Origin of the sequence: Amycolatopsis sp. NBC_00355 (assembly GCF_036104975.1) — a bacterium.
Taxonomy (GTDB): domain Bacteria; phylum Actinomycetota; class Actinomycetes; order Mycobacteriales; family Pseudonocardiaceae; genus Amycolatopsis.
The window spans coordinates 10,159,491-10,170,825 of record NZ_CP107982.1 but is presented as its reverse complement, the minus strand read 5'-3'; the positions used below and the strand labels follow the sequence as shown (position 1 = coordinate 10,170,825).

The 11,335-nt window shown below is 71.1% G+C and carries 10 protein-coding genes; 5 read left to right on the top strand and 5 right to left on the bottom strand.

Features of this window, described 5'->3' with window-relative positions:
- Genes OHS18_RS47035 through OHS18_RS47025 form a run of 3 tightly spaced genes read right to left on the bottom strand, consistent with a single transcriptional unit; the run spans nucleotide 1 to nucleotide 2,901 of the window.
- The gene (locus OHS18_RS47035) at nucleotides 1-732 is read right to left on the bottom strand and encodes a response regulator transcription factor (protein WP_328457969.1); all 732 of its coding nucleotides are present in this window, start codon (nucleotides 730-732) and stop codon (nucleotides 1-3) included.
- The gene (locus OHS18_RS47030) at nucleotides 726-2,537 is read right to left on the bottom strand and encodes a sensor histidine kinase (protein ID WP_328615191.1); all 1,812 of its coding nucleotides are present in this window, start codon (nucleotides 2,535-2,537) and stop codon (nucleotides 726-728) included. Before OHS18_RS47030 ends, OHS18_RS47035 begins: the two co-directional genes overlap by 7 nt.
- Nucleotides 2,538-2,547: 10 nt before the next feature.
- Nucleotides 2,548-2,901, bottom strand: a complete 354-nt coding sequence (locus OHS18_RS47025; protein WP_328615190.1) for a response regulator transcription factor — start codon at nucleotides 2,899-2,901, stop codon at nucleotides 2,548-2,550.
- A gap of 160 nt (nucleotides 2,902-3,061) precedes the next feature.
- Here OHS18_RS47025 and OHS18_RS47020 point away from each other — a divergent pair, with 160 nt between their 5' ends.
- Nucleotides 3,062-4,189, top strand: a complete 1,128-nt coding sequence (locus tag OHS18_RS47020) for a phage tail tip lysozyme (protein ID WP_328615189.1) — start codon at nucleotides 3,062-3,064, stop codon at nucleotides 4,187-4,189.
- Nucleotides 4,190-4,462: 273 nt separating this feature from the next.
- On the opposite strand, the gene OHS18_RS47015 is transcribed toward OHS18_RS47020, so the two are convergent.
- Complete coding sequence (locus OHS18_RS47015) at nucleotides 4,463-4,966, bottom strand: VOC family protein (protein ID WP_328457975.1); 504 nt, start codon at nucleotides 4,964-4,966, stop codon at nucleotides 4,463-4,465.
- 250 nt (nucleotides 4,967-5,216) lie between these two features.
- Nucleotides 5,217-5,996, bottom strand: a complete 780-nt coding sequence (locus tag OHS18_RS47010) for a FadR/GntR family transcriptional regulator (protein ID WP_328615188.1) — start codon at nucleotides 5,994-5,996, stop codon at nucleotides 5,217-5,219.
- A gap of 221 nt (nucleotides 5,997-6,217) precedes the next feature.
- Here OHS18_RS47010 and OHS18_RS47005 point away from each other — a divergent pair, with 221 nt between their 5' ends.
- The 4 genes from OHS18_RS47005 to OHS18_RS46990 are packed head-to-tail and all read left to right on the top strand — an operon-like array spanning nucleotide 6,218 to nucleotide 11,326.
- Entirely contained in the window at nucleotides 6,218-7,579 is a 1,362-nt protein-coding gene (locus tag OHS18_RS47005; protein WP_328615187.1) for an ABC transporter substrate-binding protein, read from the top strand.
- The gene (locus OHS18_RS47000; protein ID WP_328615186.1) at nucleotides 7,576-8,472 is read left to right on the top strand and encodes a carbohydrate ABC transporter permease; all 897 of its coding nucleotides are present in this window, start codon (nucleotides 7,576-7,578) and stop codon (nucleotides 8,470-8,472) included. Before OHS18_RS47005 ends, OHS18_RS47000 begins: the two co-directional genes overlap by 4 nt.
- Complete coding sequence (locus tag OHS18_RS46995) at nucleotides 8,462-9,403, top strand: carbohydrate ABC transporter permease (RefSeq protein ID WP_328615185.1); 942 nt, start codon at nucleotides 8,462-8,464, stop codon at nucleotides 9,401-9,403. Before OHS18_RS47000 ends, OHS18_RS46995 begins: the two co-directional genes overlap by 11 nt.
- Nucleotides 9,404-9,421: 18 nt before the next feature.
- Nucleotides 9,422-11,326: a hypothetical protein gene (locus OHS18_RS46990; RefSeq protein WP_328615184.1), complete on the top strand. Its 1,905-nt coding sequence runs from the start codon at nucleotides 9,422-9,424 to the stop codon at nucleotides 11,324-11,326.
- The last annotated feature ends 9 nt before the right edge of the window (nucleotides 11,327-11,335 follow it).

Below are 11,335 nucleotides of genomic sequence, written 5' to 3'. Positions count from 1 at the left end.
TTACCGGTGCCGCGACTCGGACGTATTCGAATGTTTTCCGCCGAAGTCCTGAGCCGGCAGCGAAACACGGTACGCCTGCTCGCTCCACGGCCGCAGGTATTCGAGCACGGCCAGCACGCGGCGGTGGTCGTCGGGCTCCGTCGGCAGGTCGAGCCGAAGCAGAATGCTCCGGACGTGCGACTCCACGGTCTTCTTCGTCAGCACCAGCTTCGCGCAGATCGCCTGGTTGGACCGGCCCTCGGCGATCAGGGACAGGATTTCCCGCTCCCGCTCCGTCAGCCGGCCGATCCGGTCGTCACTCTGCTCTGCGCGCGTCATGCGACTGACGACCTCCGGGTCGAACGCGCAGCCCCCGGCGGCCACCTCGAACGCGGCGCTGACGAAGTCGCCGATCCCGCTCACCCGTTCTTTGAGCAGGTAGCCCACGCCGCGGGCGGAGTCACCCACCAGCTGCCTGAGCAGCCGGGTCTCCAGGTGCTGGGAGAGCACGAGCACCCCGACGCCGGGGTGGGCGCGCCGGATCTCCACCGCGGCGACCAGTCCCTCGAGCTGGTGCGTCGGCGGGAGCCGGATGTCGATCACGACGAGGTCGGGCCCGGTCGCGTCGATGGCGCCGGGCACCGAACGGGCGTCGCCCACCTGGGCGCAGACCTCGAACCCCGCACCGGTCAGCACGCTCGCCAGCGCTTCGCGGAACAGCACCGCGTCATCGGCGATGACGACCTTCACCACGGCTGTGCCACCTCCGCCACCGGGATCTCGGCGCGCACCGCGGTGCCGGTTCCGGTCTCGCTGCGCACGGTCAGCTCGCCGTCGAGTGCACTGACGCGCTCGGACAGCCCACGGAGGCCGGTGCCGTCGGCGGGCGCGTCGTAGCCGACCCCGTCGTCGGAGACCGTGACGACCAGCCGTCCGTCGCCGGCGGACAAGCCGATGTGGACGGTCGTCGCGCACGCGTGCCGCAACGCGTTGGTGACCGCCTCGGCCACGACGAAGTAGGCGGTCGCCTCGACCGGCCCGGGGAACCGGGGCAGGCCGGCCGCGGCCGACGTGATCCGCATCGGCGTGCGATCGACCAGCGCCGCGACCGCGGGGCCCAGCCCTTCCTGGGTGAGGATCGCCGGGTGGATTCCCCGGGCCAGCTCCCGTAGCTCGGCGATCGCGGTCTCCAACCCCCTGGCGCTCGAATCCAGCACGGCCGCCAGTTCGGGCTCGACGCGGCCGTCCAGCTGCTGCTGGGCCAGCCGCAGCCCGATGGCGACGGTGACGAGGTGTTGCTGCGCACCGTCGTGCAGGTCGCGTTCGACCCGCTGCCGCTCGATGTCGGCCAGTTCGACCAGCCGGACCCGGGATCGCCGGGACTCGGCGGCCTGCGCGCGCACCCGGGCACCCAGCTGCCGGTTCCCGGCGATCAGACCGGCGATCCTGCCCGCCGCCCGGATGACCCGCGGGTCGTCCCAGGTCGTGTCGCGGCGCATGATCGCGGCGACCGGGTGCCCGTCGTGCCCGGACAGGATCACGGTCCGCTCGCCGGGCGCGGGCGTGACGAGTTCGCCTTCCTCGTCGTGGAACCGACGGGTCTTCGGATCCCACTCCCCCAGCCGCAGCGACGGATCGTGCAACGCCCGCGCGAGCAAGTCGCGCAGTTTCGCCGCGGTGCAGGGCTCGCGCAACGCCACCAGCAGGTCGGTGATCCGAGCCGCACGGGGCGAAAACCGGAGCACACCGGCCAGGAACGCCAGCGGCCAGAGGCAGAAGACGATCCGGCCGCACGTGACGGCGACCGGATAGCCCGGATGAGCCGAGCCGAGCCCGCTCGCGACGGCCGTACTCGCGGCGCCGGCCAGGGCGACCACCAGGACCGGGAGCGCTGCCTGCCGGGAGCTCGGCGCGCCGGTCGTCACCCGCACGACGAGGACGACCAGGACGGCGACGCTGATCAGCAGGCTCGAGAGGTCGAAGGCTTGGACGACGACGTCGCTGACGGCCCGGAGGTCCGCGATGAGCAGCAGGTTCTCCGGCTTTCCCGGATAGCGCCCCGCCCAGTCGACGAACGGCGTGCCCAAACCCGAGACGACGAACGCCGTGACGTAGACGGCGGCCACGAGCGCCTTCGCCGGGCGTCCGGTCACCCGCCCGTCCGGGAAGGCCAGGACGAGGTGCGCGATCAGCGGCGCCGAGGCGTGCGCGAGCACGAGCCCGGCGGTGAACACCACGGAAGAGCGGGCCAGCTGCAGGTCCTCGGCGAACAGGGCGAGCCCGACGAGCACCATCAGCAAACCGCTGCGGTTGGCGGGCGCACGCCGATCGGCGAACACCCCGGCGGCGAGGAACAGCACCCCGGCGGCGGACGACAGGATCACGTCGGGCGCCGGATGGGACCCATCGCGCAGCTTCAAGGTCGCCGCGACCGCACCGAGCGCCGACGCCGCGACGGCGATAGCGGGAACCACGGCGCACCGGATCCGCTGCACACCCCCACCGCCCTCGACGAACGCGATGCCGACGCCGGGGAAGTCGAAAGACGGGTGCGGCACGTTACTGCATTCAGCCGTCCGGGGCATCGCGGAGAAGGCGGACCAGCCGGGCGGCCGACAGGTGTTCCTTGGCGATGAAACCCCATGCGCCGCACGCGGCCGCTCGACCTGCGTGGTCCCGCACCGAGCACAGCACGACGGGAATCCCGGACGTCCGCAGCTCGCGGCACACGGTGAACCCGTCGGTGTCGGGCAGCTGCACGTCCAACAGCACGACGTCCGGTCGCTGCGAGACCGCGACAGTCAACGCCTGCGCACCGCTCGCGGCCTCGCCGACCACCACCAGCCCACCGGCTTCGAGGAGTCTCCTCGCCGCCAAGCGGAACGCGGTGCTGTCGTCGACGATCACCACGGTGCAGGTCATCGCTCGATCGTCCGGGCCGCCGCGCCGGCCGGCATCGGGGCGCGCCCTGAACTCGTCGCGCCTGGCCAACGATCAGGGTGGGCCCTGATGATTTCCCCGGCGCGCCGGGCAACGCTGGGACCATCCCCGGCACGACCATCCGGCGCGGAGGTTCCCGACGATGACGACCGAAGCCGAATTCGACCAATGGGCGGCCCAGCTCGCCGCGGGCGGGTTCGACCCGGGCCCCGCGGTGGGTCCGGTCCAGTCCGCCGGCGCCGGCGACTTCCGCTTCCACCGGTTCGCGCTGCTCACCGCCCACCCCACGGCCGGCCTGCACGAAGTGCACGGCCTGATCGGCGAACGCTACGTCCGGACGGGTGGCCCGGCCGGCTACCTCGGCTATCCGACCACCGACGAGACCGGCGCCGGCGCCGGCCGGTTCAACCGTTTCGAGTTCCAGGGTGCCGCGCTGACCTGGCACCCGGTGTTCGGCGTGCACGAGGTGCGGGGCCGGATCGGTGAGGTCTACCGGGACTCGGGGGGTCCCGGCGGGCCGTGGGGGTACCCGATCACCGACGAGTACCCGGACGGCGCCGTCAACCGGAGTTCCGACTTCGAGGGCGGCACCTTGGCCTGGACACCGGCCGAGGACGTGCTCGAGATCTTCGCACCGGCTCCCGGCACGCTCACCCCGGCCGCCGGGGACTGGCCGCGCGTGCCGACCGACGAACGCCTGCGCTACGCCGTCGGGCAGCTGGTGTTGCGCTACGGGTTCCCGCTGAACGGGGCCGCCGGCGTCGTGGGCAACCTGTGGGCGGAGTCCGGGGTGATACCGCCGAGGATCGAGGGCAGCTCGGAAGGGCAGCCCCAGCGAGCGCAGGACTTCTCCGGTGTGGTCACCGACTTCACCCCCGACCAGATCATGCTGCGGCCGAACCCGGGCGGCCCCAGGCTGCCGGGAGTCGGTCTCGCGCAATGGACCTCGGCCGCCCGGCGCGCCGGCGTCTTCACCCACGTGTACCAGGGGCGCCCGCACGGCGCGGAAGCCCTGCGCAGCATGGACGCCCAGCTGGACTACCTCACCGGCGAACTCGCCGCGAGCTACCCCGGTGTCTCCGCCGTGGTCATGAACCCCGCCGTGACGGTCGAGCAGGCCAGCGACGAAGTGGTCTACACCTTCGAGGTCCCCGGCGCGATCCTCAGCGGCGGCCGGAAGCTCCCGCGCACCGATCCCGCCGTGCAGGCCGTGTTCACCCAGCGGCGGGCGCCGTCTCGCCGGGCGCGCGTGGCGTTCGCCGGGCCCTGATGGTCCTTTCCGGAGACCCGGCCGCTTCGAGGCGGCCGCACATCCGGGTCACCACTCGACGATGTCGGCGAACACGACCCGGTAGTCGAGCTCGCCGCCGGGGCCGGCGTGTTCGGCGGGGCCGGTGCGCCGGGTCGAAGGTCTCCACCTCCCTCACCCGCGGGCCGGCTCCGCCACCGTGGTGCACCGCGACGGGCGTCGTCGTAAGAGCATCCTCCGCGCCCTCCGCGATCGCCCGTGCCGGATCGTCAGGCGCAGCGCCGATGACTCCGGTCACCCTCCCTGGGTCAGGCCGAAGACCCAGGTGACACCGAACCGGTCGGTCACCATGCCGTACACGGGCGCGAACGGGGCCGGACCGAGATCCGCGATCACCGCGCCACCCTCGGCGAGCCCCTTCCACAGTGGAGTCAGCTCGTCAAGGGATTCGCCGTTGAGCAGCACGTAAAACGGTTCCGTGTGGGTGACGCCCCGCGCCCGGGGCGCGGCCGGACCCGACGGTGCGGCAACGCCCCCGCCCGCGGCTCCGATGACGTCGTAGGCGGCGATGCGAAACCCGTTCTCGGCCACCACCATGCCGAACGCGACGCGGTCGGCGTCGGGATCGTCGGCGGCCATCGGCACGTACCCGGTGTCACGGTCGGCTCCGGAGCCGCCGTCCAGCGGCGTTCCGTGCGTCATGACCATGAGCTGTCCACCGAACACCGACTGGTAGAACTCCAGCGCCGGGCGGGCGTCGCCGGTGAAGTTGATGTGGGTGAGCGTGCTGACCGACATGGGATCTCCTCTGAGTTCGCTCCGGGGGTGATCACCACGATGCCGGGAGAAGCGGTCAGTTCGCGGCCGCTACTCGACGCCGCCGAGTGTGACCTGGCTCGCGAGCGACTCGGCGAAGGACACGTTCGCTCTCCCCGGACGTCGTTGTCTTCTGCTTCCCGTCGGGAATCCCCACCGCCTCGAGCGGCGACTCGATCACCGGTGGCGCGGTGTGGATCTTCCCCAGCCGGAATCATCCGGGGCGGTGGGCTCAGCCGAAAACCCGCCGCTGGATCTCGCGGCGGTAGTCCTCCAGGGTGTTGTCCAGGTGGACGGCGGCGGCGCGCGCGGCCGCCTCCGGGTCGCCGTCGCGGATCGCCTGGTAGATCGCGACGTGCTCCTCGACCGCTTCCGCCGCGTGTCCGCCGACGGTGCCGTGCAGGCCGATCGTGCTGGACTGGTGTTGCAGCCGCCGAGCCTCGCGCACGGCGGCCAGCAGGAACTGGTTGTGGGACGCGGCCGCGATGCCGAGGTGGAACTCGTCGTCGCCGCGGTCGAACAAAGCCGCGTCGCCGGTGAGGTGGCCCTGCCGGCAGGTTTCCGCCGCCGCTTCGATCACCCGCAGCTCGCCCGGCGTGGCCCGGGTCGCCGCCAGCCGGCCGGCGGTCATCTCCTGGACGCGGCGGAACTCGAACAGCATGTAGACGTGCTCGAGGTCCGTCGGCAGGAACAGGCTGCCCCAGTGCGCCGAGCCGAGCATCCCCTCGTCATCGGCGACGTACAGGCCCCGTCCCTTCTGCGCGCGTACCCTGCCGATCGCCGAGAGGATCTTCACCGCCTCCCGCACCATGGTGCGGGAGCTGCCCAGCCGCGAGGCCAGCTCGTTCTCGGTGGGCATGCGGTCGCCCGGCCGCAGCCGCAGCTCGGTGATGAGCCGGAGGATCCGCTCGGCGACGAGCTCGTAGCCGGGCCGGTACGACGTCGGCGATCGGGTCTCCGGCGCGTCGCCGCGGGCCGGACCGGGGTCGATCGACGCGTGCCCGCCGTCCACCACTCGCACCTCCCGCTCACCGTCGGTGTGAAGCATACATTCGGATCGATGATCCGCAGATAAGTCCTACCAATTTTTGGGTCCGCTCCCTCTTGACTACGGACTTCTGACGGACTCTCATGGAAACCGCATCCAGCAACGCGAGATGTGTACGACACATGGCCGTATGCCGTTGTCTGATCAGTTCGGCTTGCGGGCCCCACGATGGAGTGGAGTAGCTCATGACAGCCCCAGCCCCCGGAGCCAGAAGATCAGGTCAGCGCCGCCGGCGGTCCGCCGGACTGGTGCTCGGCGTCGCGGCCGTCCTCGCCGCGGTCACGGCGTGCGGGAACGGCGGCAGCGGCACCGGCGCCGAGTCCGGGTTCCAGCCCGTCCAGCAGACCGGCGGACCGCTCACCGTGTGGGTCGACTCGACGCGGCTGCCCGCCGCGCAGCTCTACCAGAAGCAGCACCCGGCGACGAAGCTGAACATCGTCACCTACGACGGTGACGCCAACGGCTCCAACTACCTGCAGACGAAGGTCAGTCTGTTCAACCGCACCCGCAGCGGCTGGCCGGACGTCGTGTTCAGCACCCAGAACAACGAGACCTCGTGGGCGGTGCAGGCCGGCTTCACCGCGCCCCTGAACAAGGGGCAGATCCCTGACGCGACGCTGAGCGGCTGGGCCCCCGGCGCCAACGACCCGTGCACCGTGGACGGCACGCTCTACTGCCTGCGCAACGACCTCGCCCAGACCGTGCTCTGGTACAACGCTTCGCTGATGCAGCAGTGGAACTACCAGGTGCCCAAGACCTGGGAGGAGTACCAGGCGCTGGGTCAGCGCGTCGCCACGGAGCACCCCGGTTACCTGGTCGGCACGGCCGGGGACAACTTCACCCCGGAGATCTACCTGTGGGCCGCCAAGTGCGGCGCCAACGAGATCACCGGCCCCAAAGCGGTGAAGGTCAACACCACAAGTCCGGCGTGCACCCGGATGGCCACCCTGCTCGACACCCTCGTCGCGAACCGCTCGATGTCCACCAGCAGCGTGTTCAGCTCGGACTTCGACAAGAACTCCGGCGACAAGATCCTCATGCTGCCGGGGCCGTCCTGGTTCGGCGGGTCGATCTTCCAGGAGTCCCTGAAGACACCCAAGGGCCAGATCGGCGTCGCGCCGATGCCGCAGTGGGCCGGCGAAACCGCCCCGTCGGTCGGCAACGTCGGCGGGGGCACCTGGCTGCTGTCCGCCCACAGCGCCAACCTCAAGGACGCCGCCGACTTCCTCACCTGGGTGACCACCGCGCCCGACTACCAGGGCCAGGTCGCACCGGGCTACCCGGCGAACACGGGCGCGGCGAAGGCCTGGCTGGCGAAGCAGACGGCCAGCGGGTACTACGCCGGCGACATCACCGGGCCGCTGCAGACGGCCGCCGCACAGGTGTGGCCGGGCTGGGGCTACGGGCAGTTCAGCCAGGAGGCGATCTGGGCCGCCACCGTCACCACCGGCCAGACCGCCGGGAAGACGATCGTCTCCCTGCTGCCCGACTGGCAGAAAGCGATCACCGACTACGCGAAGTCCAACGGGTACGAGGTCAGCCAGTGACCACGGCCACCCGGCCGTCCCGGCGACGGACCCGTTGGCCGGGCCGGGCCGGCCACCTCTTCGTCGCCGCCTACGTCGTCCTGCTCGTCGCGTTCGGGGTCGTGCCCACGGTGTACGCGATCTACTTCGCGTTCACCGACGCGGGCGACCGCTTCGCCGGTGTGGCGAACTTCGTCGAGGCCGCGACCGACTTCCGATACTTCTCCGCCGTCGGGCACGTGGCGCTCTACCTGCTGTGCTGGCTGGTGTCGCTGGTGGTGTTCGTCGTCGGGCTGGCCCTGGTGCTGCACCGGCTGACCTCCCGGGCGGCCGGCACCGCCCTGCGGTTGTTCTACTACATCCCCGGGGCGCTGGCCGGTGCGGCCAGCGTGCTGGTCTGGCTGTTCATGCTGGACCCGTCGGTGAGCCCGGTGAGCTTCCTGCTGCGGGCGTCGGGTTTCGACACCTTCGGCGAGGTCGTCGCACCCGGGCATCTGCCGGTCCTGTTCACCATGATCGCCTTCTGGACCGGGGCGGGCGGCTGGATCGTCGTGATGTACGGCGCGCTGAACACCATCTCCCCCGACCTGCTGGAAGCGGCGCGGATCGACGGCGCGGGCACGTGGCAGACGGCGTGGCGCATCCAGATCCCCCTGCTGCGCAAGTGGATCGTCTACATGGTGATCCTCGCCTTCGCCGGCGGAACCCAGCTGTTCGTCGAACCTCAGCTGCTCTCGCAGGCGAGCGTGGGGGTCGCCGGCCGCGACTACTCGCTCAACCAGCTCTCCTACGACTTCGCCTTCCAGAACGACAACGTGAACACGGCCGCGGCCATCTCGGTGGAGCTGCTGGTGATCGGGGTGGTCGTCGCCGGCGTGTTCGTCGCCCGATCGGGGTTCTTCGATGCCGACTGACACCCGCACTCCCCCGCTCGTGGGCGCGTCGACCCGAGCCGCCCACGCCGGCTCGCCCCGGCGGAGCCGCGCGCGGAAGCTGCCGAACCCGCTTTCGGTGCTGGTGCTCGCCCTGTTCGCGGTCTTCTTCGTGCTTCCGGTGCTGTGGCTGCTGCTGGCCGCGACCAAGACCGACGACCAGCTCGTGCACGGCAACCCGCTGTCGTTCGGCTCGTGGGACGCTCTCGGGGACAACTGGTCCGCGCTGACCACGTTCGGGGACGGCGCGATCTTCCGGTGGCTGGGCAACTCCGCGCTGTACTCGTTCATCGCGCTCGCGATCACGCTGTGCGTGGCGATCCCGGCCGGCTACGCCCTCGCGATGACCGAGTTCCGCGGCCGGCGCACGCTGCTCGTCGCGACGCTGGTGGTCATGCTGATGCCGAACGCGACGCTGGTGGTCCCGCTGTTCCTCGAAGTCAACGCCGTCCACCTGATCGGCTCGATGTGGTCGATCATCCTGCCGTACTCGTTCTACCCGTTCGGCGTGTACCTGACCTACATCTACTTCTCCACCGCACTCCCCCGCGACCTGATCGACGCGGCGAAGCTCGACGGCTGCTCGCAGTTCGGCGTGTTCAGCCACATCGCCCTGCCCCTGGCCGCACCGATCGTCGCCCTCGTCGGCTTCTTCAGCTTCGTCGCCAACTGGACCAACTACTTCCTGCCGTACGTGCTGCTCCCGGAAAGCGGCCAGTTCCCCGTCCAGGTCGGCCTGGGCACCCTCCTCGACGCCGTCCCGCAGTTCAACCCGACCGCCGGCACCGCGGCGGTCGAGCGCCCGGAACTGGCGCTGGCCACCCTGCTCGCGATCACCCCGGTGCTCGTCGTCTTCCTCTTCTCCCAACGTTTCCTGGTCGCCGGGATGCTCGCCGGCGCAACCAAGGAGTGACCTCCATGGAGAACTCTGATGCCTCCCGTCATCACCGCCTCGGTACCTCTGCTCGAACCGCCGGGCTGGGCGATCGCGCAGCGCGAGCTGTTCGCCCTGCTCGACCGGGCGTGGCGCCGGTTCGCCCGTGATTTCACCGGCCCGGACGGACGGCTGCGGTACGAGGGCGAGCTCACCACCCGCGACGGCGTGGACGACTTCTACGAGACGTTCTTCAACTGGCCCCAGCTCTACCTGCTCGGCGGCGCCGACGACCTGCTCACCGAGTCCGAGCGCCACTGGGAGGGCGTCACCCGGCAGCTGACCGAGCTGGGCATGCTGCACGACGAATACGAACGCGGCTACGACTGGTTCCACCAAGGCGAAAGCCTTTTGCTGCTGTACTTCCTGTCCATGGCCGCGCCCGGGCGGTGGCGGGACCGGGCGCTGCGGTTCGCGGAGCTCTACGTCGATCCCGCGCACGGCAACTACGATCCCGTCCACCGCATCATCCGGCGTCCCCACAACGGCAGCGACCCGGCGCGCGAAGGGCTCTTCGACGGCGGCGCGTACCCATGGCTGCCCCGGGAAGCCATGACGTACGGCTTCCCGCTCGAGTGGCTGCCGCCGGACGACTCCGCGCTGGGCGAGCAGATGCGGCAGCGGATGGGGGAAGGCGACACCGCCGTCAACCTCGCGGCGTCCGGGCTGGTCCTCAACGCCCTGCTGCTCTCGGGTGAGGGGCGCTACCGCGACTGGCTCGCCGAGTACGTGGGCGCCTGGCGCGAGCGCGCGGCCGCCAACGGCGGCATCCTGCCCGACAACGTCGCTCCCGACGGCACCGTGGGCGGGCTGCTGGAAGGTCGCTGGTACGGCGGGCACTACGGCTGGTCGTGGCCGCACGGCTGGTACAGCGTCGGGCACGCCGCCGTCGTCGGCGCGCTGGCGGCCGCGCTCGCCACGGGCGACGACACGTTCACCGACCTGGTGCGCCCGGCCCTGGACGAGATCATCGCCCAGGGCAAGGTGATGGCCTTCACCGAAGCGGACTCCAGCCTCGGCTCCAAGTGGTCGGTCCAGCTGCGCGAAGACGTGCGCACGCCTACGCTGCACGTTCCCTTCCGCCACGACGACCGGGGCTGGTTCGACTACAACCCGATGCTGATGGGCGTCCCGGTCGCCCTGTGGCACCACTCCGCCTCGGCCGGCGACCGGGACCGCCTCGACCGGCTGCGGACCGCGAGCGGCTACGACTGGCGTACCGTGCGGCCTTTCCGCAGCAAGGAAGAAGCCGGTCACGAAGAGCCCTGGTTCGCCTACCTCGCCGGCGACGACCCCGGCTACCCGGAGCGGATCCTGGCCGCGGCGCAGGCCCAGGTGCGCCACCGGCTGACCCGCATGGAGCGCTACCGCGACCGGGACGTCCCCGAAGCCGACATCCACCTGTGGCAGCAGTCCAACCCGGTGGTCACCGAGGCGCTGGTGCAGCTCACCTGGGGCGCTCCGCAGGTCGTCTACAACGGCGGCCTGCAGCAGGCCCGCGTGCGCTACTACGACGCCCAGGCGCGTCGCCCGGGCCTGCCGCCGTCGGTGTCGGCCCTGGTTTCCGGCATCGACCCGGACGCGACCGTGCTCGACCTGGTCAACCTCGACCCGGAAGAGCCGCGGACGGTGATCGTGCAGGCCGGCGCGTTCGCCGAGCACCACATCCGCACCGCCCGCCACAGCGTCTGCGACGACCCGACGTGGATCGGCGATCTCTACGACTACGGCCACGGCGAGCCGGCGGTGACGTCCGCGTCGATCGACGTCGAAGGACCGTGGCTGGAGGTGGAGCTGCCCCGCTCCACCCGCGTCCGCCTGACCCTGCGGCTCGCCCTGCGTGCCCGTCCGCCGTCCTACGCCACCCCGTTCGACGAGCAGGCCTCCGCAGGTGCTCCGTGAACCGGCCAA

Excerpts from the sequence above, each read along its gene's own strand:
- OHS18_RS47025 (WP_328615190.1), bottom strand. The coding sequence starts at position 2,901 with ATGACCTGCACCGTGGTGATCGTCGACGACAGCACCGCGTTCCGCTTG.
- OHS18_RS47020 (WP_328615189.1), top strand. The coding sequence starts at position 3,062 with ATGACGACCGAAGCCGAATTCGACCAATGGGCGGCCCAGCTCGCCGCG.
- OHS18_RS47015 (WP_328457975.1), bottom strand. The coding sequence starts at position 4,966 with ATGTCGGTCAGCACGCTCACCCACATCAACTTCACCGGCGACGCCCGC.
- OHS18_RS47005 (WP_328615187.1), top strand. The coding sequence starts at position 6,218 with ATGACAGCCCCAGCCCCCGGAGCCAGAAGATCAGGTCAGCGCCGCCGG.
- OHS18_RS46995 (WP_328615185.1), top strand. The coding sequence starts at position 8,462 with ATGCCGACTGACACCCGCACTCCCCCGCTCGTGGGCGCGTCGACCCGA.
- OHS18_RS46990 (WP_328615184.1), top strand. The coding sequence starts at position 9,422 with ATGCCTCCCGTCATCACCGCCTCGGTACCTCTGCTCGAACCGCCGGGC.